This is a genomic window from Legionella dresdenensis, assembly GCF_042649825.1.
Classification (GTDB): Bacteria; Pseudomonadota; Gammaproteobacteria; order Legionellales; family Legionellaceae; genus Legionella_C; species Legionella_C dresdenensis.
The window spans coordinates 151016-176423 of sequence record NZ_JBHSAB010000023.1 but is presented as its reverse complement, the minus strand read 5'-3'; the positions used below and the strand labels follow the sequence as shown (position 1 = coordinate 176423).

Below are 25408 nucleotides of genomic sequence, written 5' to 3'. Positions count from 1 at the left end.
GTTGAGATCATACATGAATGGTTGAAAATTGCAAGTTAATTGCTCATATTTGGTTTGATTATAGCGTTTTGGATAATAATTGAAATATCGTAAGCCTTGATTACGCTGCGTTACATCAAGGCTGCCCAGTGTTTAAATTTTAGGGGTTGGGGTCAAGGCTTTCTTTGCGATATTCTTCATATCCTTCAACGAAAGTACCATTTTTAACCTGACATAATAAGGATGCGGTTTTACTTCCTTCCAGAGCATTCACTAAATCTGCTCCAAGGCCAACTTCCTTTTCTAAAAAAGCATCAACCATGGTCTTGTAAGCGGTCCATGAGGCTGCTTCAATAAGCCCTAATCCAAAAAAGCGATCGCGGGTTCGACGGCGGCGGTGGTGTGATATCGTTGCTGTCCGGTTGATAAAATTTTCCATATTTATTGGGCTAATATCATTGGCGGATTTTAACGCAGTGTGCAGATCAATCAACAGTTCCCGGTACAAGGTTATTTTATCCAGTTTTCCGTTTTTAATTTTACTTTTATGAAGACGATTAATCTGTTCCTGTACATGTTGAAATAGCAGTATTAAAACCTGTTGATTTGGGGTTGGGATATCCTCTGTACCAGCGTTGCCGGCAAGATTTTTATACACGGTAATATCGAATTGTTCAGGTTCGATTTCGTCAATCGCTTGATTGATTTCCCTTTGTTGAAGGAATGAGCGCAGTCGATTACGCTCGCTTTGAGACGGCATTTGCTCGTTCAAAAGTTTATCATAGAGGAGTTTGTTATCGGGATCGCACACCGTATACTCTGCACCGGCTTCAATCCATTCTTTCGCGACGGCGAAGCTTTTTGCTTCACGAAGGGATTGATTGAGGAGGTCCTTAACCGGTTGAGTAAGAGCAGCGCCAATTTCCCGTAAATATTGAATCACAGGCGCTGTTTTCGCAAAACATAAGGGGCCTTCATTGCTATCGCTGCATGCATCTAAAATACTGCTGTTATTTTGGTTGGCACGGTTCTGAAGCTCTTTTAAAAAGAATGTGTCTCCTTTTTGCACTGCCAGCAGGACTTCTTTTTTACGGCCTAGAGGAATAAGCCCGGGATTTTCGGTGTAAATCTGTTTTATGGTTTGGTATTTTAGCGTGTCCTCGTCAGTTGTCTTAATATCCAATAATAATTCGACTAATTCACTTGCTGTAATAATTTTCTGATCAATAGCGATTTGAAAGCGTTGTTTATGACGAGTTTGTCCAGCAATTTCGGCTGATTGGGAAAGATCAGCGCCTCTTGTAATCAGAAATTCTAATGCGTCGCGATTCAGTTTTTTTGACGTATAAAGCCGGTCAAAAATGAATTCGGGGGTACAGGTCTGTTTGCGTGCAATAAGGAACTGATAAATTGGCAGCTTTTGATTATTTGGCATTTTAATTTCGGCGGTCAGATCAACTCCGCGTTCAATAAATTTTTGAGCCATTTGGGGATCGGTTGTAAGACAGACTGGCGTAAAGCCGCTGTTGGCTATTTTTGAATCAAACAGGGGTGAATTAGCTGGAATGCGTTCAAATAGCTCAGTATTATTAAGTGAGGCTGCGACATGGGCCACAGTCCATCCGGTTTCGCCCACCGTATTAATATCCACCTGTTTTTTTAGCAATGCTAATATTACTTTCGGATCGGCATTGGTTTTTTTATCCAGTTCGGTTTGCAGTTCTTGAAGTGGAGTCGGCTGTGGCTTGAACTCTTCCTGAATAATATGGACAACAGCCTGTGCATTTTCGGAATAATGTTGCTTGATATAATCGACGAGTTCTTGCGGTTGAAAAATATTCAATTGAATGAGTTTGCGGTAAAGAGGAATACCTAAACCAGCAGTATTTGCCAATTCAGGATTGAATTTCAGTAAGTACTTTACAGTCTCCGGATTTGGTTGATTCTGCTTAAGGCTAATTGCAAGCAGGATTTCAGGTTTCCAACCAGCCTGGTTAATTAAATAATCCGCGACTGTAAGCTGTTTGAAGCCAGAGTGACTGCTATATCTTAGCTTCAGGTCAGCGCCTTTTGTAATGAATGCCTCGAGTATTTCAGAGGTTTTAGACATACAAACAGGCGGTAAAGAGGATTGACTATTGAGCAGATGGGAGTTATCGGGAATCATTGCGAGTAGTTTCTGATTGCCTGAATATGCTGCAACGTGAGCTATAGTCCATCCCTGTCGGCTTTTTACAGTCTGTTTTGCTCCTGCTTCGAGCAGGTTAATAATGACTTGTGGGTTGGATTCTTTTCCAAGTTCCAATTCGTTACGTAATTTTTGATTCAATGTGGCTGGGGTGATTTGCCGGTCTTCTGCTGCAGGCGGAACTGTGGCGCTAGCTGGTTGTTCGTTGCCAGCTCTAATTTGTGGCTGTTTTTCCAACGCCCGTTTTATTCTGGCAGTCCCAGCGTCTGTGCCTTTAATTAACTCCATTAGATCTTCTAGAGTTAAGCCTGATTGTATCAGCCAATCAAAATCATTATGATTTCCTTGCGAAGCTACGACATCGGCTACTGTCCAACCGCTGGTTCTGCCCCGAGTTTTTATTGATGCGCCTTGTTCAAGGAGCTTTTTGATTATTCTGAATCTCGCGTAACTTTTCCGATCAAGTTCTTCAGCCAGGAAATCGTCTTGAGAAACTGCAGGAGAAGGAAGCGATGCACGTTGTAACGTCCGGTCAATGGTTTCCTGACCATATTTATTGCAGGCACTAATATAACCCTGTTTATCGGTAATGGTACAGTAGGTATTCCACATTGGGTCAATAATATAAAGATGGTCTTTTTGTTTTAAAACAACCCAGGTATGTGCACCAAACGGGATATTATCCCGACAGTGGTGTACAGAGGTATTATTTTCAGGGTGATTTTTATAGTATTGTCCTAATAAAAATGCAGTGAACAGAGCAAAATGCCGGCACACGCCTTTTCCACCCTTAACAATTTCCGCGAGGGAAACGACAGATTCCTGAGTTTTTATATCACCATAGTAAATTTCTGATTTTTTGGGATAGTCCTTGTCTTCATATTTCTTAATTGGAATTTTTCTTTGAGTAAATTGAAGAACAGTATTAAACAGTTGGGCCTTATTGGGGTTTTGGGGTAGTTGTTCGGCAAATTCTTCGTATAATTTAGCCATCTCTGACGCCTGGCAATCCATGGTAATAATTTCCCGCCTGGTACCTACTGATGCAACTTGCGGTGTTTGTAATGCCACAAAATCAATCGCTCCATGCAGGCATTCATATTGTGTATTATTATGGGTAATGGTCAGGCGCTTTATCCCGCCGTGATGGGCTGCGGTACGTGGGCCTTGCTGGAAATGAATTTTCTCTTGTTGATTGTCGTAGAGATCTTCAGTATAGGCCTGCAATTCTGGTAACTGATGATAAGCTCCGGTATTGGCTAATAGCGTAATTGCCCGGGTAAATTCCTGAATACTATAAACGGTAAGAGTAATGCTCTGGTCTTGTTCCTGGCGAGTTTGAAGAATATCTGTACTGAAAAACTTGCTCAGATAGTCTTCTGAAAACCCTTCCAATGCTTCATTTTTGACCCAATTATGAAAATTAAAGTTAAACTGAAAGCTAGGAATGTCAGTATTAATCTTGAGACAGATATTTTCCAGACCCATCGGCGCCTGGGTATTTGCTTGCAGCGTATAAACTATTGATGGCATATTATAGGTCTATAATTAGAATAATTGTATTTATTATAATAAAAATAAATTAAGGCTTTATTATGTAGGTTGGGTCGTTTGACCCATGGCCGTCAAGCTAAGCCAGGTACATAGGGAATTAGAATAGTAAATGTACAAAATTCCTTAACTGACTGCTATGGGTTATACAGCCATATTCGTTCGGCCTGAGGAAAATGCGGAGCATTTGTCTCGAAGGCGTGGCACTGTACCACAGGCTTCGAGACAGCGCTAAAGCGCTTCCTCAGCCCGAACGATATTGTGAAATGTAGAAATTTAATTAACTTGACGGCTATGGGTCAAACGACCCAACCTACTTGGCAGGTATTTATGGAGATCAGCACTGAGGAATTAAAAGGCATTAATCCATTTTTGCTGTCAAAACAAACGGGTCAGAAGAAAGTGATGAACATCATCATTACTCTTCTTATGGTTTGCGGGCTCATAATTATCGCTGAATATGTGTATCTCGGGTTATATCGAAGCATCTTAATCATAGCCTTTTCTGAAATGGTAGCGCTACTGGCATTAATTATGCTGAACCGTCGCCATAAACCGGTTGTCGCTGGCATATTAGCAATGTCTGCCTATTTGTTTGCAGTCACTGGCGTTAATATTGTATTTGGCGGATTTTTTGATCCCAATTTCTCCTGGTTTATGCTGGTGCCGGTATTATCCGGGGTATTAATTGGCAAGCGCGGCTGTATATTTTTTACCTTGTTTGCTATTGCGCTCATGCTGATTTTTTTCATAGCCGATTGTTTTGGCTATAAACCGCTATTACAGCTTACCGGTTTTTCTTATACGGTTATCAGTTTGACCAATCGTTTCATGCCGGCTTTAATTTTGCTGATGATTACTTATGTTTTTTTAAATGACCGCCAGGATTATGAAAAAAACATCGCTATCCAAAATAAGGAATTGGTTAAACATACTGAAGACTTGCTCCACAGTGAATTTTTATTACAGAAGGAGATGCGCGAGCGGAAGCGAATCGAGCAGAAATCGATTGAGATGACCACAATAATTGATGAAACGCATAATGAAATTTATGTTTTTGATGCAGATGATTTTCGGTTTTCCCAAATTAATAAAGGGGCATGCGAAAGCCTTGGTTACAGCAAAGAACAGTTATTTCGGATGACCATGCTAGATATTCAAAAACAACATACACCAGAGTCATTCTGGCAATTGATTGAGGAGGTACGTACTTCCGAAAGCCATTATCTCGATTATCAGACTACTCATACCCGAGCAGACAAAACCAGTTATCCTGTAGATGTCTATTTACAATATACCGAAATTACCGGCAGATCGATGTGTCTGGCAATCGTGGTCGATACCACGGAACGTCATTTTGTTGAGGTATTGCAAACCCAGTTACAACAGTCGCAAAAGCTTGAGTCTATAGGGCAAATGGCGGCAGGCATCGCGCATGAGATCAATACGCCGTCACAATTCGTCAGCAGTAATTTAAGCTTTTTGCAAAACAGTTTTCATGCATTTATTGAACTGGATAATTTTGTGCTCAACAATAAGATATCGCCTGAGTTGGAGCAATATCGCAACAAGTTGGATATTGATTATTTAAAACAGGAAACGCCGGTTGCTATCCAGCAAACTATCGAAGGTATTGATCGGATTTCCAATATTGTCAAAGCAATGAAATCATTCTCCCATCCCGGGCATGTCGAGACAAAAGAATTTAATTTGCACCGGGCGATTAGTGATGCCATTACCATTGCATCCAATGAGTGGAAAAATGTTGCGCGGATAGTGACTGATTTTGATCCGGTAATTGGTGATGTAACAGGGTATCCGCAAGAATTCAGTCAAGCCATTTTAAATCTGATTATAAACGCGGTGCATGCGATTAAAGAAGTATTAACCAGGGACGGAAAAGTAGTCGGCGAAATTAAAATTGGCACGTATCTGGCTGGGAAATGTATTGAAATCCGAGTCAGTGACAATGGTACGGGAATTCCGGTTGAAATTAGAGATCGGATTTTCGATCCCTTTTTTACAACCAAGGAAGTTGGTATTGGAACCGGGCAGGGACTTGCCATTGTTAACAGGATTATTGTCAAGCAGCACAAGGGTTCAATCAGGGTTGAAACGGAAGAAGGAAAGGGCACAACCTTCATCCTGACGTTACCTGTTCCTGGGGATGGGATAAAATGAGCGATAAAATATTATTGGTTGATGATGAAGAAAATATCCTGCGGGCTTATCAGCGCACGTTGAAAAACCTGTTTACCATTGAAGTGGCTACCGGCGGCGCCGAAGCGCTTGAGGCCATGGCAGCAAACGGCCCCTACGCCGTGGTTGTTTCTGATATGCGTATGTCCGGAATGGATGGGATCGAGTTATTTTCCAGAATGAAAAAACTCTATCCTGAAACAGTCAGAGTGATGTTGACCGGAAACCTCGATCAATCTACAGCGGTAGACGCGGTAAACCGGGGTGACGTGTTTCGTTTCCTCAACAAGCCATGTACAGTCGATACCTTATCGCTGATGATTAAAGAATCGCTCGAAAAATACCACATGCTGGCGGTTGAAAGAGATGTGCTTGAAAGCACGGTAAAAGGCTGTATTGAAGCAATCGTTGCCATTCTTTCACTGACCAAGCCGGAAATTTTCGGTAATGCAACCCGGCTTAGAAATCATATGCGCAGGTTAGTAAAAGAATTAAACCTGACTGAGATGTGGTGGTATGAGTCGCTGGCATTACTGTCGCAAGTTGGTTGTGTAGTAGTCGCGGATAATATTATTAACAAAAAAAGAAACGGGGCAGAATTATCCAGTGATGAAACAGCTCTGTTTATCAAGCACATGACAATAGGCGCTTCATTACTGGATAAAATCCCGCGTATGGAATACATCGCGGAAAGTATACGCTATCAGGAAAAAAACTATGATGGCAGTGGTTTTCCAGCTGGAAGCCTCGCTGGTGAAGACATTCCTTTAGGCGCCAGATTATTAAAAGTCATTCTGGATTATGACCGCTATCGCTTCTCCGGCTTGACCAACCAGCAGACTATTCAGGAGATGCAAACCAATTGCCAGAACTATGATCCTGAAATATTAGAGGCGCTCGTTGAATCGATAAGTGCGGAATTTAACGCAACAGCAACGTGGCAAGACATATATTCGCTCACAGACGATATGATTCTTGCAGAGGATGTTAATACCAATACTGGTATTTTGTTGTTGTGCGAGGGACAACAGTGTACGCGGGCAATCAGAGAACACCTGGTTACGTATTGTAATAATGGCAGTATTAACAAGATGGTGCTGGTAAGAAAGGCTGTGCGTTGATGGCTTTAAATTAATAAATGAAAGTTGGACTGTAAAGCCCAACATTTCCGTACTTAAATCTTACTCATTACCATATCCTGCCAACAATCCGTATAATTACTCTGCCGTGCCGGATGATAATAAGCCTGCTCGCTTACCTGCCATGTCTCCCGTGTCTCAAACATAAAGGCCAGCGTATTATCGTAATACTGGGGTTGTAATTCAGCCGCTGTCATGGCTTTAAAGGTATCGGTATCAGGGCCGTGGCCCGTCATGCAATTATGAATACTGATGCCGCCAACCAAAAAACCTTCTTTCTTGGCATCGTATTCGCCGCGAATCAATCCCATTAACTCGCTCATAATATTACGATGAAAATAAGGCGGACGGAATGTATGTTCTGCCACCATCCAGCGCGGCGGGAAAATAACAAAATCAAGATTGGCAACACCGGGTGTGTCGCTTTCAGATGTTAATACCGTAAAAATGGATGGATCAGGGTGATCAAAGCTGACGGTATTAATCGTGTTAAATAGCGCCAAGTCATAACTGTAAGGCGCATAATTGCCATGCCAGGCGACCACATTCAACGGCGAATAATGACTTTTGGCAGACCAGAGTTGATCCTGATATTTGCAAATTAACACGGTCTCAACCGAAGCCTGTTCAAAGGCTGCAACCGGATACAGAAAATGGCGAGGGTTCGCGAGACTATTAGCGCCAATCAGGCCATGATCCGGCAAATGCAGGGGAATGCCGGCATTCTCACAAAGATAACCGCATGCTGGCGCTGATAGCAGTTCAATCTTGAACTTTACCCCGCGTGGTATCACTGCAATTTTACCAGGCGACAATTCAAGCCGACCGAATTCTGTGACTAAAATCATTTCGCCTGAATAAGGCACAAAAAGCATTTCGCCATCATTATTGCTGAAATAACGGTTATCCATTGACTGGTTGCATTGATAAATATAAGTACAGCAAGTACGGTTGCCGGCGATAAGATACAAGCCATCAATAAAATCAACCGGCTGCTGTGGCATGTCCAATGGCGACCAACGATAAGGGTTTGGCGGCTGTTGTTTTAATAACGAAAACGTTTTCTGTGGTTGATAAGGAACATAATCCTGATGAACAACAGAGGGCAGGGTCCGGTATAGCCAGCTGTATAAATTACAATGTCGGGCGCGGGTAAAGGCGCTGCCGCTGAGTTGTTCAGCATAGAGGCCCTGCGGGGCTTGCTGGGGTGAATTCTGGTCTTGCGGGAGCGCGCCGGCAATGGCTTCTGTTTGATGATGATTACCAAATCCTGTCAGATACATATCAATTCCCTTTATCCAATAGTCAACAAAGCATAGCCCGAATTAGCCAGGCATGTCGAGTTGTAATGTAATACAAAAAATGTCCTGTGCGAAGGTCCGTCCTGCCAATAGCATTTTCATCTTTATTGGGTATAATTGCAGTATTTTATTTTATGAGGTTTTACAAATGGCTGGTCATAGCAAGTGGGCTAATATCAAGTTCAGAAAAGGGCTGCAGGATGCCAAACGCGGTAAAATATTTACCAAACTGATTCGGGAAATTACGGTTTCTGCGCGTATGGGCGGTGGCGATGAATCATCCAACCCTCGTTTGCGGGATGCGGTGATTAAAGCCCTGAAAGCTAATATGAAACGCGATACTATTGATAATGCAATCAAGCGTGGCGCAGGCGGCCTTGATGGCGATAATATGATGGAAATGCGCTACGAAGGGTATGGCCCTGGCGGTGTGGCGATTCTTGTTGACTGTTTATCTGATAATAAAAACCGTACTGTATCCGAAGTCAGGCACGCTTTTACCAAAAATGGCGGTAATCTGGGTACTGATGGTTCGGTATCCTATTTATTTGATAAACAAGGTGAAATCCTGTTGGCCACAGGTCAGTCGGAAGATGCCGTGATGGAAACAGCCATTGAGGCTGGCGCTGATGATGTCAAAACCGAAGAAGGGCAGATTGAGGTTATTACTGCTACTGAGAATTACCACGCTGTTCTGAATGCCTTACAACAGGCTGGTTTTGACATAGAACATTCACAACTGACCATGAATCCGCAGACTATGGTTCCTATTGACGATGAATCTGCTGAGTCGCTGATTAAATTGATTGATATGCTCGAAGATCTCGATGATGTGCAGCATGTTTATTATAATGCGCAATTTTCTGATGCTGTGCTGGAAAAAATGGGAGAATGACCACCATTTTAGGGATAGATCCCGGCTCAAGGATTACGGGTTATGGCATTATCCGGGAAGAACGGCGTAAATTATATTATCTTGACAGCGGATGTATTCGGACATCAGCAGGAGAGATAAGCCAGCGCTTATTGCAGATTTTCAACGGCATATGTCAACTTATGGATGAGTATAACCCTGATGAAGTGGCGATCGAGCAGGTGTTTATGCACCAGAACCCGAGTTCTGCTTTAAAACTCGGGCATGCGCGCGGTGCAGCCATGGTCGCTGCCGCGTCGCATCGAATTAAAATCAGTGAATATACTCCAAGAGAAGTCAAGCAGGCTGTAGTCGGCTACGGCGCTGCAGAAAAAGATCAGGTTAAACAAATGGTTGTTAACCTGCTCATGTTAAACAGCTCACCGCAACAGGATGCTGCAGATGCCCTGGCAATCGCGATTTGCCATAGCCATATGCGCAACAGTTTGCAACGCTATGGGAGAATTGCAAAATGATTGGATGGTTAAGCGGTAAAATAGTTGATAAGCAACATCCGGGTAAAGTTGTACTCAGTGTTAATGGCGTCGGCTACGATGTAGAAACCTCCATACCTACCTTTTTTCAATTGGAAAGCCAGCCCGATGCAATTAATCTGCATATCCATACTATTGTACGTGAAGATGCGCTTTTGCTTTATGGGTTCCTCGACAAACAAGAGAGGGCATTATTCCGCGCCTTGATAAAGGTAAATGGTGTTGGGCCTAAAGTTGCCATGGGCATTCTGTCAAGCGCCACTCCGGCTGAATTTGTCCAGTTGATTAACCAGCAAAACACGTTATTTCTTACCAGGCTGCCGGGAATTGGCAAAAAAACTGCCGAGCGGCTGGTGATTGAAATGAAAGACAGTATTCAAAATATCTTTGAAAACGAATTAATCATCGAACACCCTCAACCTGTCAATTCAGCCCAGCGTGATCAGGATGAGGCCATCAGTGCGCTGGAAGCGCTGGGCTATAAACGGCCAGAGGCGGTTAAGGCAGTGAAAAAAGTTGATGATGGCAACAACAAGGGCTGTGAGCAATTAATCAGACAGGCCTTACAAATTCTGGCAAGACAGTAGGTTGGGTCGTTTGACCCAACCTGCTTAATCCTTAATCGGAAAATAAATCCTGACAATTAACCCCGTGCCGTGCCGGGGCGAATCCAGTTCAATCCGGGCATTATGCATATCACAAATCTGCCGTACAATGGCAAGCCCGAGCCCGCTGCCGGTACTTTTATTCCCTAACACCCGGAAAAACCGTTCAAATACGCGTGTGCGGAGTTCAGCTGGTATCCCTGGGCCATTATCCGAAACTTCAAGGATAATATCGTTTTGTTCGTAAATACGCACCAGCACACGGCCTTCTTCTTTACAATAACGGATTGCATTGTCTACCAGATTCCGCACCAGAATACTCAAGGCCGTAGTATTACCCGTAAATGTCGAGATGTTATCGTCATGTTCAAATTCAAGCGCAATTTGTTTTTCAATAGCGCTGGGTGCCAGCATGGCCAGAACTTCGCGGGTAATTTTAACCAGTTTTACCTCATCCAGCTCGTTAAGATTAGTCGCTTCCGGAACGAGCTTACTCATAGTCAGTAATTGCTGGACAATATGCGTGCTGCGATTAACGCTGGCTATCAGCTTTTCCAATGCCAGGTTTTTTTCTTCAATATCATCAATATTCAGTGCAACCTGGGCTTGGGCTTTCAACGCGGCCAACGGGGTACGTAACTCATGGGCGGCATCGGCTGCAAATCGTTTTTCACGTTCAAAACCTTCCTGCAGCCGGTAAAATAACTTGTTTAATTCATCGATAACCGGTTTGATTTCTTCCGGGACTTCTTGCAAATTAACCGGTTCCAAATGCGTTGGAGCACGGTTGGCTACTTCTTGCGCTACCCGATCAAGACTATCGAGGCCGCGGCCGATGATAATCCAGATCAGCAAGCCGGATAGCGGAAAGGTGAGCAGCATAATATAAAGATCATCCTGCGCAATGCGGTGTCCGAGTTCGTTACGGGTATCATACCGTTCGGCAAGCACAGTTCTGATGCCAGCCTTTTCATTATAACTGGTAAAAACCCGCCATTTCTGCGAGTTAAGCGTTTTATCGCTGAAGCCGTCAAGTTCAGAGGTCAATGGGATTTTAGGCGCAGTAGATGAATGTAAAAGCAGACGGCCGCCATTGGTCCATACTTGAAAATTAAACTTGTCCATGTAATTTTTAGGCGGTAAATCATTCAGAAATCGGCGTTGGTAAAAGTTTTCTATTTTCTGAGGGATTTCATCAAGCGTATCCTGAATTTTGGCAAGAGGGCGCTGATGCAGATCATCGCCGAGCAGTGCCTGATAGGATAAGGCCGAGATTGCCATCAGAGTATCCAGATGCTCCTGAATGTCTTTCTGATCCAGATAGTAGTTTCCGATGGCAGTCAGCGTTGTTGTTATTGTAATAGCCAATAACAGGTTAATAAGCAGGAATTTGCGAATCGAAGATTTCACAGTAGCAAATTACTCACTTTTCTCGGCCATATACCCGACACCGCGAATGGTTCGGATAAAATTGGCGTTAAGTTTCTTACGCAGATTGTGGATATGCACTTCAAGCGCATTACTGTCCACATCTTCATCCCAGCCATAAATACTTTGCATTAACTGTTCGCGCGATAAAACCTGTCCGCTGTTTTCCAGCAATTTTTGCAAAAGGGCAAACTCACGGCGAGGTACATTAACCAGCATTTCATCAACATACACCGAATGCGCCGCGGGATCGAGCGTAATATTGCGATACTGCAATGCAGAGTCAGCGCGGCCTTGCGAGCGTCTCGCCAAGGCACGGATTCGGGCGTTTAATTCTTTCAGTTCAAATGGCTTGATCAGATAATCATCTGCACCGCTGTCTAATCCTTTAACCTTGTCTTCAACTGAATCGCGGGCGGTAAGGATAATTACCGGAGTGCTATTACCATCGCTTCTTATCGCCTGCAAAAAGCCAAGACCTGAGAGTTTGGGCAGGCCGAGATCAAGAATAATTAATTCAAATGATTCGGTTTTTACAGCCGCTCGCGCTGCTTCGCCATCTCTTAACCAGTCAACTATATAACCAAATTGTGTTAAGCCTGCTTTTACGGCATCGCCTAGCAAATCATCGTCTTCTACCAGTAACAATCTCATTTTAGCTCCGTAATTCCGATTGAACATCCCTATCCAAAACGTGCCTGGTCAGATAAATTGCCTGTAGAAATATAAATACCATTGTAAGACCGGCACCACCGAATAACTTGAAATTTACCCACGTGTCGGTACTGAAATAATAAGCAACGTACAGATTCAGTGCGCCCATAATCAGAAAAAACGCAGACCATGCATAATTAAGCCGATACCAGATTCTGTTGGGAAGGCTGATATTACTTTCCATCATTTTTTGAATCAACGGCTTTTTAGCAACCAGCGGTGAAACAAGGAAAACTAAACAGGTAATCCAGTAAATACCGGTTGGTTTCCATTTGATAAACCATGGGTTGTGGAAGAACAGAGTTGCTCCGCCAAGGACAAAAATAATACCCAGACTGAATAAATGCATTTTCTCATAGCGCTGATGCTTCAGGCGATAAATAATAACCTGAGCAAGAGAGGCGATCATGGCAATTGCTGTGGCAGTATATATCCCAAACAGCTTATAGCCCAGGAAAAAAAGTACAATAGGAAAAAAATCAAATAATAGTTTCATATGTTTTCAATTGGTTACAGCGTTAATATATAGTATAACACATGATTTGCACAGAACTTGCAAGCATCTGTGTTAACAATTTGTTAAGTTATACTGCTTGTGTATCTGCACCTTTGCACAGGGCAACCTACACTCATTTATCCAATTACCAGTTTCTGCCCCGGCTTCAACAATCGGGTATTAATCCGCGGATTTAACCGTTCCAGCGATGCTGTTGTCGTATTATTTCGCCGCGCAATACTACTTAAATTATCACCAGCTACCACCGTATAACTACCGGGATTTATCATTTTTTTCCAGATTATTAACTGATCGCCTTTGGCCAGTTTTTTATTTGCTGACATTTTATTCCATGAACGGATATTTGCCGTTGTAGTGTGATATTTTTGTTCCAGCTTCTGGAATGTATCGCCGGGCTGGACAATATGAATTACTTTATAGGTTTGGGTAGTTGCCGGTTTGTCAGCAACGGCCAGCCTGGTTGTCTGTGATGATTTTGCAGGCGCAGGCGGGGAAAATTTTGTACTTGGAATCAGCACAAATTGCCCCTCACGCAATTGATTTGATTTGAGCTGATTAAGCTCGCGAATGAGCTTGGCTGTTGTAAAATAGCGTTTGGCAATTGAATCAATAGTCTCGCCGCGAACAACCAGATGGCGTGTCCAGCTTACCCGTTTTTCCTGTGGCAGACTTAACAGGTTACGGTTAAAATTAGCTACTTTATTTGTCGGTATTAACAATTTGAAAGGTTTATAAGGCGCAGTTGTCCAATGGTTATATCCCGGATTAAGCTTAATTAAATCTTTATAGGAAATACCAGCAAGCTTTGCAGCATGGTTTAAATCAATCTGGCTGCCGATATTCACTTCTTCAAAATAAGGCGTATAGGGGATATCGGGTAAACTGACCCGGTAACGCTGTGGATATTTGATAATTTCAGCCAGAGCTAACAAACGCGGTACATAAGTTCGGGTTTCGGACGGTACCGGCAAGCGCCAGAAATTAACCGAGCGTGCGTTATATTGTCCACTGTTTTTAACGGCACGGGCGATTGTGCCTTCGCCCGAATCATAAGCGGCTATCGCGAGTAGCCAGTTACCGTTGAAAAAACGGTTCAAGTAAGTCAGGTAATTAAGCGCCGCATCAGTGGAAGAACCAATACTGCGCCTTCCATCAAACCACCAATCCTGTTTCAGGCCAAGATTACTGCCGGTTCCTGGCATTAATTGCCATAAACCAGCCGCACCGGCTCCTGAATAGGCGAATGGATCATACGCGCTTTCAAGCATAGGCAGCAGGGCGATCTCGCCGGGCAGCTTGCGCTTACGGATTTCAGTCAGGATGTGATAAATATAAGGTTCTGCCTGCGACAGTTTTTGCAGATAACCAGGATGCGAAATTAGCCAGCGTAATTGTGTCTGCACTTCAGGCTGGGTAATCTCATGATTTAACGTAAGCTGACTGCGCAGAACATCCCAGGCATTTGGGTTGTAAAAACTTCCATGAGCCAGATTAATCAGCATGAGGCAGCTGGACCAGAAAGTAAAAAATTTGAGTAAAATTGCTGGCTTGGACTTCAAACGAATAGCCTTTGTTCAATTCAACGGGCGGCCAGTTTACTTCATTTGGTTTGTGAGATAAACCCTTTTTGTTTTTAAAAAAATCTATTAGAGCTAAAAAAGATCTATTTTAGCTCTTAAAGCTATTTTTTTGTGTCCTTAAAACCGAAAAAACAGACAGTGAATCCAATTGTTTGGCGCCATTTTGTGCTGCAAATTGTTGTTACTATATCAAGCAAGCACCAGATGTAATTATCATTAAACGCTTTTACTGGTAAAATTTTCATGGCGATTCTCCAGTTATTCTACTCAATAAGATAGCTTGCCTGCCCTGGTTTATATAACGCAACCAACTGCTTCATAATTGCCTTCATTTCCTCTACAAGCACATACGGCGGGTTAATAATCCATAATCCGCAGCTTTGCATTCCGGGTTTGTCTCCCATATTTACAGTAAACTCCACCCTTAACGTTTTGGTAGTTTTGACCGCTGATAAATTACGCAACAGCTTTTCATGCATTTTTTTATCAATAATGGGATACCAGAGGCAGTACACGCCCGTTTCAAAACGTTGATAGGCCTGAGCAATTGCCTGCGGAACAGTTTTATATTCATCCTTGATTTCATAAGACGGATCAATAAAGATCAAACCACGTCGTTCGGGCGGAGGCAGCAGGGCAGTTAAATTGTGCAGGCCGTCAGTATGATCATAAAATATTTTTTTACCTTGTTTGTCCATTTGCTCAAGGTATTCAAATTCTCTTGGATGCAATTCACAGCAAACAAGTCTGTCCTGTTGGCGCAGGGTGGTTGCGGCAATGCAGGGTGAACCGGGATAAAAGCGCAGGGTTTCATGAGTGTTTAAATTTTTTAACTGTTGCAGATAAGGAGTAAATAACTCATCCAGTTTATTTCGTTGATCCCATAATACCGCAATACCATCGAGATACTCTCCGGTTTTGGTTGCCTGGCCGTCTTTTAAATCATAAATACCACGGCCTGAATGGGTTTCGAGATAAAAAAGCGGTTTGTCCTTAAGCATCAGATAATTAAGAATGCGGGTAAGCGTCAAATGTTTGACAACATCTGCAAAATTTCCTGTGTGATAACCATGTTGATAACTGAGCATAATAAAAATAATTAAAAAAAAGATAAGTGAATTATACGGTTTACTAACCGAATAAACCAAATGTTTTAAAAAATTACATAAAAAGATAATCAGTATGCAGATTTTTTGCACTATAATTGGAGTAACAGCAACAATCAGGAGCCGCTGATGGGTTTAAGAAAAGACTATGATGATGACAGTTTTTCTTTTACTGATATTCCAATGGAAGAGGATGCCGAAGAGCTGTCTCACAAAAAACGAGTGCGTAAACTGTTAGAGCAAAAGCTTGAACGTAAACGCCTTAAAGAAGAGTTTGACGAGCTGGATGGCGAATTCGACTGGGATGATTTGGAAAAATAAATCAACCAGCCCATTGAGCTGCCTGTAGGGTATTCTGCAGCAGGCACGCAATAGTCATAGGGCCGACGCCTCCAGGCACCGGCGTTATAGCCTTGACACGCTGAAGCGCCTGTTCAAAGTCGATATCACCGCGCAGCTTGCCATTAGACATGCGGTGAATTCCTACATCAATGACAATCTGATGCGATTGTAACCACTCGGCCTTAACACTATCGGGCACTCCAGTGGCGACAACAAGAATATCGGCCATGCGGATATGCGGCTCCAGATCAGGTGTTTTTCGATGGCAGACAGTTACCGTTGCGCCGCTATTTAAAAATTCCAGTGCCATAGGCCGTCCAACTATGTTTGAGGCACCCACTACAACAGCATTTTTACTCTTCATTGAGATATCATACGCTGCAAGTAGCTGAATAATGCCATAAGGCGTACAAGGCCGCAGTTTGGGTATGCGTTGCGCTAGCAGTCCAATATTATAAGGATGAAAACCGTCAACATCTTTGCCCGGATGAATTGCTTCAATAATCTTACTGCTATCCACAGCATCCGGTAACGGCAATTGCACCAGAATGCCATCAATAGATGTACTCTGGTTTAATTCATTAATCAGTTGTAATAATTGCTGTTCGGTGGTTGAAGAGGGTAAATCATAGGCATAGGAATGAATCCCGACTGCTTCGCATGCCTTGCGCTTGTTTTTGACATAAATTTCCGATGCCGGATCATTTCCGACCAATACTACCGCAAGACCAGGCGCTCTGTACCCAGTTTGAAGCCGGGCTGTAACTGCTGTGCGGATACCGGCTTGCAGTTTCTGAGCAACTTGTTTTCCATCTAACAAAAGAGCGGTCATAAGCGGGAAATACCTTAAATCTTTAAACCCGGTATTCTATTTTGAACAGCGCAGCTTGTCCACGGTATCCAGAGAATATGGCGATTTATGACTTACTATAATAACTATTCAACGCTTTAATAAAGCGGATATTCTGGTCATTTGTTCCTATTGTTACTCTGAGATAATTATTCATCTTATAATAAGCTAGCGATCTGACCAAAATACCTTTTTCCAGAAGGTAATTATAAATTTGCGCACTATCTTCTTTGCAGTCAAAGCAAATAAAATTAGCGGCTGACGATAAATAGCTGATGTTTAAACTTTCAAAACACTCACATAGTTTCTGTTTTCCCGACTCATTTGTTTTCAAACTTAAATGGATAAATTCCTCATCGCTCAAAGCTGCATTGGCAGCGATTAATGCAGCCTGATTAACGGAGAATGGCAGCTGCACGCGTTGTAGCATATCAATAATGTCGGGATGGGCTATGGCATACCCAAATCGTAAACCAGCTAAGCCATATATTTTAGAGAAAGTACGAGTAATCACTAAATTAGGATGCTCAGTAAGCCAGTCAATATTATTGCCATTATATTGGGAAGCAGCGAACTCAAAATAAGCTTCATCAACCACTAATAAACAACTTTCCGGGATGTTTTCAAGTATTCTTTTTATTTCCTTCTTCCCGGTCAGTATCCCTGTAGGGTTATTAGGGTTAGCGATAAAGAGAATGGCTGTTTCGCTACTACAGGCTTCGATTAAATTATCGATATTAACTGTCCAGTCAGAATTAATTGGTACAGAATGATAAGGTATATTCAATGCGGTAGCTAATAGAGCATAAGAGCAAAAAGCATAGTCATGTATCAGAATATGCTTTCCCAGATGCGAAGCAAAGGTTTTTAAAAGTAAACAAAATAAATGATCTGAACCATTACTTAGCAATAATTGATTGTTATTTACTTTAAATTTTTCTGCTAACTTCGATTTTAAAAGGTTATCGTTGGGGGGCGGATAAGCAGCTATCATTTTGCCGGTCATTTGATGCACTGCGGCTAAAGCTTTAGGACTGCACCCGAGAGGGTTCTCATTGCTTGCCATGCTGATAAGGCCTTTAATTCCTTTTTCACGCGCCAGTTCGTCAACCGATTTTGCTGTGCCATAAGAGGTTAGCGAGCGTATGCCGGGGTGAGGTAATTGCTGAAAATTAACTGTCATAAATTGCTCCCTTTAAGATTATGACCAACGAGCTTGATGCCAATATGGATAAGGAAGCCCTTGTTGACTGATTTCATCTAATTTTTTTATCTGTTCGTCAGTCAAACTCCATCCAACTGCGCCTAAATTCTGTTGAAGCTGCTCTTCTGATCGGACTCCTATAAGCACGCTACATACCGTTGGTTTCTGTAAAAGCCAGTTTATAGCAATTTGAGAGACAGTTTTTCCCGTTTCTTCGGAAAGTTCTATTAATGTATCCATTACATCAAATAATAGCTCATTAGAAACAGGTGGACCTATTTCTTTTGTGATGTGAAGACGGCTAACTTTGGGTAATGGTTTGCCGCGTAGTATTTTTCCAGTTAATCTGGCCCCTCCCAAGGGACTCCAAACGATAGTACCTAGGCCTTGATCTAAAGCAAGAGGCATTAATTCATGTTCATAGTCGCGTCCAATCAATGAATAATAAACTTGTTGAGCCACATAGCGGTTGGTACCTAATTGATCAGCAATAGCCAGGGATTTCATTAATTGCCAACCTGAAAAATTGGAACAGCCTATGTATCGTATTTTTCCACTTTGTATTAAATTTTCTAAAGTTCTAACTACTTCCTCTACCGGGGTTAAGGGATCAAAACCGTGCATTTGATACAAATCGATATAGTCAGTTTTTAATCGCTTAAGTTGCCCGTCAATGGATTTTAATAAATGAAACCGCGACGATCCTATATCATTAGGTCCTAATCCTAACCGAAAAGTTGCCTTGGTTGAAATAATGACTTGATCGCGCCTGCCCTGGATAGCTTTCCCTAAAATTTCTTCAGCCATCCCTTTAGAATAAACGTCAGCAGAATCAAAAAAATTAAGTCCTGCGTCAATGCACATATCAATAAGGCGCGTTGCCTCATTGATTCCAATATTGCCCCAGGCTTTATAAAATTCAGTCCCGCCGCCAAAAGTACACGTGCCCAAACCAAGCAAAGGTACTTTAAATCCTGATTTTCCTAGTTGTCTGAACTCCATTATGTTCCACCGCCATTAAAGTGTTAATAATATTCTGGATCGAGTAAGTGCATTTCTACAAACTCATCTTCATAGTATAAAGCGAGAAGGGAGCCTTTCTGGAAATGAAAATTGTCATCAGACAATAACTCTTTATTTTTAAATCCCACGCTTGTTAGTGTAATTGAGTTTATATCCCTTATATGAGTTAGATTAAACTTGATTTTCCTGTTTTTGAAGTATAGCGATATTTTATTCTCATCTATCGATTTAAATAAATCGGCATTAAAAATATGAAGATGAATTTGAAAACCGCCTATTTTATCCATTAGACAACAGGAAAATCCTTCTTGATATACATGAATATTGACTGGAACTTTGTTGTTGATTAAATATGTAAAGTTTCTATAACAAGCTAAAATTAATTGGTTGATAATAAAATGTACATTGATGTTTTTTTCAGAAATTATGCTTAAATAATATGAGTATTTGTTGCTGGAAAATAAATATCTTCTATCTTCATTAAGATAGTAAGATTTTACTTCAACATCCGAATAAACCAAATTTAATTTATTCATGATTTTCATATGAACTTTATCATAAACCCTTATAAATTTTTTTATGATTTCGTCACTGTCTTTGTCCTGGCTATGTTTCGCAATATAGGGTGAAAATTTTTTATATATTGATTTGTTCAGGTATTTTTCTTCTTTTCGTGAATATTCACGTTTAAAATAATTATCGTAATTATTGTTAATCTGGTTCGAGCATATAATCAGCGTTAAAAATGCCTCCATCTGTTTTTCAGCTATAATGTTGGATTTTACAAGCGGGTAGTAACGAAAAAATTTTGAGAAATCATATACAGAGCACGATAATGAATTAGGGTTTGAAGTCTTAAGCCTTTCTTTGTTTAAATAAAATTTTCTTGATAATAATAAGAACGAATTGATAAGCGATTTAATTTTATATTTAAAGTAATCGGGTATCTCTTTCGCATTAAATCCCATTAGCTTTAAAAATCCATTCATAAGGCTAGTTGCCATACCCTCTTTAAATTCATAGTTAATATCCGTAAATGCCAGCGAGTCCAAATTAATCAATTTATTGTTGCATAATGCTCTTAATACATTTAACTGTCCCAAATATTCAAATCCGAAATAATTACTCCGATACCATTCCATCGCGCTGTACTGGGGATGACGTCCTTTGACACAACAAAATGTTTCCATATCGAAAAATGAGCCATTCAATGAGATATTACCAGCAGACCACATGCCATGTAATATTCGCTCAATAAATTTGGCGCCTTCCATAGAACCAATATCCCTGGCGGCTTTTAATAATTCCTTTTTTTCTAATTTTTTGCCCATATAGTGCACATGTGTAACTCTTTCCATGGATGCGCATTTATTAACCCGGACTATAATGGCATTTTTCAAAAAAATATTCTCTCCCTCAAAATAAGCAGGAGAGTAATGATTACACTCCAATATCGCTAATACCGGTGCAATAGGATAAGGCATTGTGTCTGTGAGAGAATTTGATGCAACAGCCTCCCAGATACCAGTATTAATACTCATTAATCCATCTCGTGTTAGAGCAAATGGAGTTTTCTCGCCTTTTAAATTAAAGTGTTTTCCCAGGTAGCAAGATCTTCCTGAGCCTGGATGAAAATTGTTACTCCCTGGATCTGACTGCCTGTCAATATAAGCATGTCCAACAATCTCAAGTGGTTTTTCCGCGTACTCAATACATAGCGTAATTTGAAACAAAGAAGCCATTTCCTGTTGCATTTCAAGATAACTATCATGAGCCGGTGAGATATACTCTTTATATAATTCCTGATTAATATAAATGGGTTTAAGTTGATGTTTTCTTTTATATAAGGGAACCTTCAAACAAAGGTCGGTTCCGAATGTTTCAATCAGGGTTGGCGTTTGGAAAAAAAAATCCTTTGAAAATTTCATAACGTATGCCGTTTATAGTTTTGACCAAAATCAGGAGCGGTTTTCAGATAATCGATTTCTTCAGCGGTTGTTTCACGCCCGAGAAGATCATTTCGCCATGGAAAACGTCCATACTTATGTATAACCTCATAATGAACATAAACCCACTTAAGGTAATACTGCAATTTAGACACGACATTTTTGGGGAGTTTTTCTACCCAATCGTCATAAATGCTTATATGAAGCTTTTGATCGCATAATTTTTCAGAATGCTCTAATGGCGCATAATAAAACATTTTTTGACAAAGCAAGAGATTAGTTCCCATTGGCATGTGACAAGGTTGATACACCAGCGACAGCGCTTTCTCATCTCCTGCAAAAGCTTGAGCGGTATTCCGGTAAACATGCCTTGTAAATTGATCCAATAGAATAATAAGCGCTAAACGGCCTTCTGAAGTAGTAGACCAATCATCATATTGGCCAGCGAGAGCCTTTTCAATATCATTCAAAAAATTTTTTCTAATGATAGCATCCAGATCAGGATGGAAACTATACCATCTATCGCTAACAGAACGAGGAGGAAATTCATCCTCAAATGAATCACCGAACCAGAAAGAAATAATTTGTTCAATTTTGCTTTTCATCATTATTACAACTCAAAGAAGTTGGTTAATTTTTCAATTATTTCTTTGTAATTATATTTTGAATAACACCAATTTTTTATATAAGGATGGATAAACCGCCCCAACTCACTATCAATGTTAATATTTTTCTCTATATTTTGATAAATAAGTCGAGATAAATCAGGAAATACCGATTTGAACCCATATGACATAGACTCTTTGCCTATGAGAAGCGCCATAATACTTTCAATAAGCAATTTTATCGAATTTTCTAAAGCAAATTGAATTTCGCCGGAATAATGAAAGCTATCAATATGCCGTATACTCCCCATATCGACCATTCCACCATCTAGTACCAAATTCCCCGGATCAATACAATACCCTTTACAGGCATGGATGGGATCTGCAGGTATAAAGCCCAGATTCAAAAATCGACAAAAAAGTAAAATCCAATTTTCGACACACTTTTCTATATCCATTATTGAAGAAAGATAAGCAATTCGTTCTTGAAACCCTGCATTGGAAGCGGCTGTACTAAATGCAATATGCGCTGCTCTTTTCGGAACATTCGGATACCAATATATCTGTATAGCTATACCCTCATCCATAAAATTTTTTACCAGTTTATATCTTTTTTCATCATAAAAATTTTTAAATATTGAATCGGCTGCTTTTAAAGATTCCTCTGGTATTTTGTAAATGGCCAAGGGTATTGGTATCCTGGCTAGTGTCTGGTAGGAATCCAGATAAGCCTTTTGTAAATTAACAGCCGCATTGACTTCCTCAACTGCCTCGGATAGCAAATAGAGTAAGGGAATTTTATTTTCTACAAATAGATAGCGATCAGCCATAGGAAGCAAAGCGTGATCGCTATTATGCAAACCTAATCCAGATTTCCGGGTTGACCAGGAATAGATTGAATGAACAGCTTTTATTTTTTTTAATAACTCATCAATATTCTCAGCGAATACCTCCGTTCCCTTTAAGGCAATATATCCTTTATAATCCAGGTTAAGCTCTTGGGCAGGATAATAAAATGATCTGAAATGACGATAGGGACGAACAATGGTATCGCTTTCAGTAGTAACACGCACATTTTTTTGAGCAGGGAATGGATTAATATTATTAATAACATTAATTGAAGGCAAAAGTTTCACAATTTTTTTATATAAATTTGGTTCATTTAATTTTAAAGACCAATAAGCAGGTAGTTCATGAATAGTAAGATTATCAGTATTAGACATTTAGTTTAATCCTGGAAAAACGTCCGTTTAAGTATATCTATTGCTTGCAATAGATTAGCCAGTTTTTAGAGTTAAGCACTTCATTGCCCAGTAAATCAAAATTATAGTTCGGATACTCATTTAATATATTCTGAACTATTTTCTCCTCAATGAGAGAATGTTGAAGATGGGATTTTAATTTTTGCAAAAGATTTTGTGCGCATTGATTAAGCGCTTTGGTACACCCTGTTTCCAGTACCAGACTAGGATACTGACTAATCATCAACCATCCAGGGTCTGTCTCCTTTATTAAATTAAGCCACTGATTTATCACTTTACGTTCAATAGCATGGAGTCGCTCAGGCTGTTCAGATAATTGTTGCCAATGCAAAGTAAAATTCTGATGAACTTCTAATTTATTTTGTGATACCCAGGAAAATAGTTTCTCAAAGAGTTGAGGGTTTCCATCCATTGCCATAATCATATCATCTAAAGGATGATGAGAGATTATACAATCAACAGATTTAGGTAACTGCTTAAAACAATCATTTAGTAAATGATTTACTGGATGAACTATGGCATCAGGCAAAATTTCCTGATATTTATCGAGAATTAATTTCAATGCTTTTTCATACGGTTCTATAATATAAATTTGACCTTTAAAGTTGATTTTTTTTAAAGCCTGAGCAATTTTTGAGGATGTTCCAGGAGCAATTTCGACAAAAACGCCATCCCGAGGCAGATTGCAATTCGACAATAATGAAGCCCAGATATGAGAGACAAATTCATCCCAGGCGCTATAACTTGTTAATAGTAATTCATCTATTTGTTCTTTCGTGGCTCTGCCAAACATAGTCAACTCAAATAGATTTCTGATGGAATTTCATGAATATCTTTAATTGTTTTAATTTTTAATGGATAAACAGGTCCTAATATTGGATTAATTGAATCGCCCAGGCGATTTCGGGTAAATGTAGAAAATAAGATGCGTGCAAACGTTCTTGTTATCGGTTTATCTGTATGATTACATACCGCTCTATGGGCCATATAGGGATTGAGAAAATTTAGTTGGTTTTCCTGGAGTCTCATAATATTTTCATTACTTTCATAAGCGCTTGCTTGTTGCTCAATTACATCTTGCATATTAATTGAATCCAAATCGCAATAATTTTTTTTGCAATATTCACGGAGCTTATTAAAGTCGAAACGACAATGAATACTCTCAGTAGGTAATACATTTGAAATTAAATATTGTCTATCGCAAGGAAGCTTTTTGCCATTTTTTTGCAAACGCTCATACCCTTGATGGCCATCAATATGCCACCCCCCACGTCGTTGCATTGTGCCAGGTTGGACAATTGAATGACTGACAGATAGGAAAATATAGTATTGATTCATAAATTCAGGATTGCATTGTCTTTCAATTTGACAAGCATGTTTAATTAAGGGCATTAAATATTTTAATTCTTTTGGCAGATAAATTTTATCATATTCAATTGGATTTCGACTCTGTGCCAGCACCCTTCCTTCTTTTAATAATTCCCTTGCATTGTCGGCACTGATTTTTATCGGTAAATGTAAAACGTTTTCAGTAAGTAACTGTGATTCATTAAATACATAATTACTCCCCAGCTCTTCTGGCAATCCGACACAGACTGGCAGAGTCGTGCTATCTTTTTTTTCCATTTCTGAATAGTCAAATGGTGCGGGTTTTGTATGCAACTGGGGATTTTTATTAATAATATCTTGTAAATTTTGAGAGCAATCCGGCAATTTATTCAAATCCAGAGTTTCATATTCTGTTTCTGATAGAGTGGGGCGGATAAACATTGCGGTATCAAGTAACTTGCCTTGTACTTTAATTCTGGAAACATGATCATCATAGGATAACTGTCTTTCATCATATAGCTTTATTCTATCCAGCTCTCCTTTCAATCGAGTATATTTTTTTATTAATGAAGGACGCTGCTTCTCAAAGGAATGATGGAGATGTATATTTTCAACGCCGCACCATGGATGTAATGATTGAGGATAATGACTAGCGGTTGTTTTTAAAATTAAATGACTATTTTTAATATACTCTAAATAATGTAATAATTTTCCCTTGAGGTAATTGAAACTAATCATGATTATTTCCAGTTTATGACATTCATGATTCATCCGGTACGGCAAGCGGCGCATGGATTAGCATCGCGCCATTGGCTTTTAACAAGTTATATATATCGTCACTCAAACCATGAATCTCACAATAGCTTAATGTTGTAGTTCCTGCAGACGTTTGATAACTGAATAACCATTCCCAATTTTTAATTGGAAAATCTGTTAAAATGGCTTCCAGCAGTTCGACATTATTAAAATCAATAGCTGCCTTTGCTAATACATGCACATTTTTGTTAATGGCAACTTCTCTGTATATTTGATACATGGTAAGCACATCAGGTGAATCATTCGCGATGGAATTTATCAATGTGTTTAACGTATTTTCAGTTGATACACTCATCGTCGTTACTCCCTGTTTCTTA

Annotated in this window: 22 protein-coding genes; 6 read left to right on the top strand and 16 right to left on the bottom strand. The window is 40.4% G+C overall.

Annotated elements, in window-relative coordinates; translation table 11 throughout:
* Window positions 1-139 precede the first annotated feature (139 nt).
* Window positions 140-3700: a transglutaminase-like domain-containing protein gene (locus ACFORL_RS09890; RefSeq protein ID WP_382343547.1), complete on the bottom strand. Its 3561-nt coding sequence runs from the start codon at window positions 3698-3700 to the stop codon at window positions 140-142.
* Window positions 3701-4048: 348 nt separating this feature from the next.
* Here ACFORL_RS09890 and ACFORL_RS09885 point away from each other — a divergent pair, with 348 nt between their 5' ends.
* Window positions 4049-5899, top strand: a complete 1851-nt coding sequence (locus ACFORL_RS09885; RefSeq protein WP_382343545.1) for a PAS domain-containing sensor histidine kinase — start codon at window positions 4049-4051, stop codon at window positions 5897-5899.
* Window positions 5896-7038, top strand: a complete 1143-nt coding sequence (locus tag ACFORL_RS09880) for an HD domain-containing phosphohydrolase (RefSeq protein ID WP_382343543.1) — start codon at window positions 5896-5898, stop codon at window positions 7036-7038. Before ACFORL_RS09885 ends, ACFORL_RS09880 begins: the two co-directional genes overlap by 4 nt.
* 53 nt (window positions 7039-7091) lie before the next feature.
* Here ACFORL_RS09880 and hmgA read toward each other — a convergent pair whose 3' ends face one another.
* Window positions 7092-8339 carry a homogentisate 1,2-dioxygenase gene (gene hmgA, locus ACFORL_RS09875; RefSeq protein WP_382343540.1) on the bottom strand — a complete coding sequence of 416 codons (1248 nt, stop codon included), beginning with the start codon at window positions 8337-8339 and terminating at the stop codon, window positions 7092-7094.
* A gap of 166 nt (window positions 8340-8505) precedes the next feature.
* Here hmgA and ACFORL_RS09870 point away from each other — a divergent pair, with 166 nt between their 5' ends.
* From ACFORL_RS09870 to ruvA, 3 genes are read left to right on the top strand one after another with little or no spacing between them, the layout of a single operon-like run.
* On the top strand, window positions 8506-9252 hold the full coding sequence (locus ACFORL_RS09870) for a YebC/PmpR family DNA-binding transcriptional regulator (RefSeq protein WP_382343538.1): 747 nt from the start codon (window positions 8506-8508) through the stop codon (window positions 9250-9252).
* Window positions 9249-9746 carry a crossover junction endodeoxyribonuclease RuvC gene (gene ruvC, locus ACFORL_RS09865; RefSeq protein ID WP_382343536.1) on the top strand — a complete coding sequence of 166 codons (498 nt, stop codon included), beginning with the start codon at window positions 9249-9251 and terminating at the stop codon, window positions 9744-9746. Before ACFORL_RS09870 ends, ruvC begins: the two co-directional genes overlap by 4 nt.
* A complete protein-coding gene (gene ruvA, locus ACFORL_RS09860) occupies window positions 9743-10351 on the top strand; it encodes a Holliday junction branch migration protein RuvA (RefSeq protein ID WP_382343534.1) in 609 nt (202 codons plus the stop codon). The genes ruvC and ruvA overlap by 4 nt, the downstream gene beginning before the upstream one ends.
* 24 nt (window positions 10352-10375) lie before the next feature.
* Here the strand turns inward: ruvA and ACFORL_RS09855 are convergent, their stop codons facing one another.
* From ACFORL_RS09855 to ACFORL_RS09835, 5 genes are all read right to left on the bottom strand, one after another.
* Window positions 10376-11779 carry an ATP-binding protein gene (locus ACFORL_RS09855; protein ID WP_382343532.1) on the bottom strand — a complete coding sequence of 468 codons (1404 nt, stop codon included), beginning with the start codon at window positions 11777-11779 and terminating at the stop codon, window positions 10376-10378.
* 9 nt (window positions 11780-11788) lie between these two features.
* A complete protein-coding gene (locus ACFORL_RS09850; RefSeq protein ID WP_382343530.1) occupies window positions 11789-12451 on the bottom strand; it encodes a response regulator in 663 nt (220 codons plus the stop codon).
* 1 nt (window position 12452) lies between these two features.
* Window positions 12453-13007, bottom strand: a complete 555-nt coding sequence (locus tag ACFORL_RS09845; protein ID WP_382343528.1) for a septation protein A — start codon at window positions 13005-13007, stop codon at window positions 12453-12455.
* 137 nt (window positions 13008-13144) lie between these two features.
* Window positions 13145-14530 carry a lytic transglycosylase gene (locus ACFORL_RS09840; protein WP_382343526.1) on the bottom strand — a complete coding sequence of 462 codons (1386 nt, stop codon included), beginning with the start codon at window positions 14528-14530 and terminating at the stop codon, window positions 13145-13147.
* A 341-nt stretch (window positions 14531-14871) separates the two neighbouring features.
* Complete coding sequence (locus ACFORL_RS09835) at window positions 14872-15696, bottom strand: 23S rRNA (adenine(2030)-N(6))-methyltransferase RlmJ (RefSeq protein WP_382343524.1); 825 nt, start codon at window positions 15694-15696, stop codon at window positions 14872-14874.
* A 147-nt stretch (window positions 15697-15843) separates the two neighbouring features.
* On the opposite strand from ACFORL_RS09835, the gene ACFORL_RS09830 reads away from it, so the two are divergent.
* Complete coding sequence (locus ACFORL_RS09830) at window positions 15844-16035, top strand: hypothetical protein (protein WP_382343522.1); 192 nt, start codon at window positions 15844-15846, stop codon at window positions 16033-16035.
* Between the two features lies 1 nt (window position 16036).
* Here ACFORL_RS09830 and folD read toward each other — a convergent pair whose 3' ends face one another.
* The 9 genes from folD to ACFORL_RS09785 all read right to left on the bottom strand — a co-directional run bounded on the left by folD (window position 16037) and on the right by ACFORL_RS09785 (window position 25386).
* A complete protein-coding gene (folD, locus tag ACFORL_RS09825; RefSeq protein WP_382343520.1) occupies window positions 16037-16888 on the bottom strand; it encodes a bifunctional methylenetetrahydrofolate dehydrogenase/methenyltetrahydrofolate cyclohydrolase FolD in 852 nt (283 codons plus the stop codon).
* An 85-nt stretch (window positions 16889-16973) separates the two neighbouring features.
* Window positions 16974-18089, bottom strand: a complete 1116-nt coding sequence (hisC, locus tag ACFORL_RS09820; protein ID WP_382343518.1) for a histidinol-phosphate transaminase — start codon at window positions 18087-18089, stop codon at window positions 16974-16976.
* Window positions 18090-18107: 18 nt separating this feature from the next.
* Window positions 18108-19112, bottom strand: a complete 1005-nt coding sequence (locus tag ACFORL_RS09815; RefSeq protein ID WP_382343516.1) for an aldo/keto reductase — start codon at window positions 19110-19112, stop codon at window positions 18108-18110.
* Window positions 19113-19135: 23 nt separating this feature from the next.
* Complete coding sequence (locus ACFORL_RS09810) at window positions 19136-21061, bottom strand: hypothetical protein (RefSeq protein ID WP_382343515.1); 1926 nt, start codon at window positions 21059-21061, stop codon at window positions 19136-19138.
* A complete protein-coding gene (locus ACFORL_RS09805; protein ID WP_382343513.1) occupies window positions 21058-21687 on the bottom strand; it encodes a DUF924 family protein in 630 nt (209 codons plus the stop codon). Before ACFORL_RS09805 ends, ACFORL_RS09810 begins: the two co-directional genes overlap by 4 nt.
* 2 nt (window positions 21688-21689) lie before the next feature.
* Entirely contained in the window at window positions 21690-22907 is a 1218-nt protein-coding gene (locus ACFORL_RS09800) for a hypothetical protein (protein ID WP_382343511.1), read from the bottom strand.
* Between the two features lie 37 nt (window positions 22908-22944).
* On the bottom strand, window positions 22945-23739 hold the full coding sequence (locus ACFORL_RS09795) for a hypothetical protein (RefSeq protein ID WP_382343509.1): 795 nt from the start codon (window positions 23737-23739) through the stop codon (window positions 22945-22947).
* Between the two features lie 2 nt (window positions 23740-23741).
* Window positions 23742-25013 (bottom strand): hypothetical protein, encoded by a 1272-nt coding sequence (locus tag ACFORL_RS09790; protein WP_382343507.1) that lies wholly within the window; start codon window positions 25011-25013, stop codon window positions 23742-23744.
* 22 nt (window positions 25014-25035) lie between these two features.
* Window positions 25036-25386: a hypothetical protein gene (locus tag ACFORL_RS09785; RefSeq protein WP_382343505.1), complete on the bottom strand. Its 351-nt coding sequence runs from the start codon at window positions 25384-25386 to the stop codon at window positions 25036-25038.
* Between the last annotated feature and the right edge of the window lie 22 nt (window positions 25387-25408).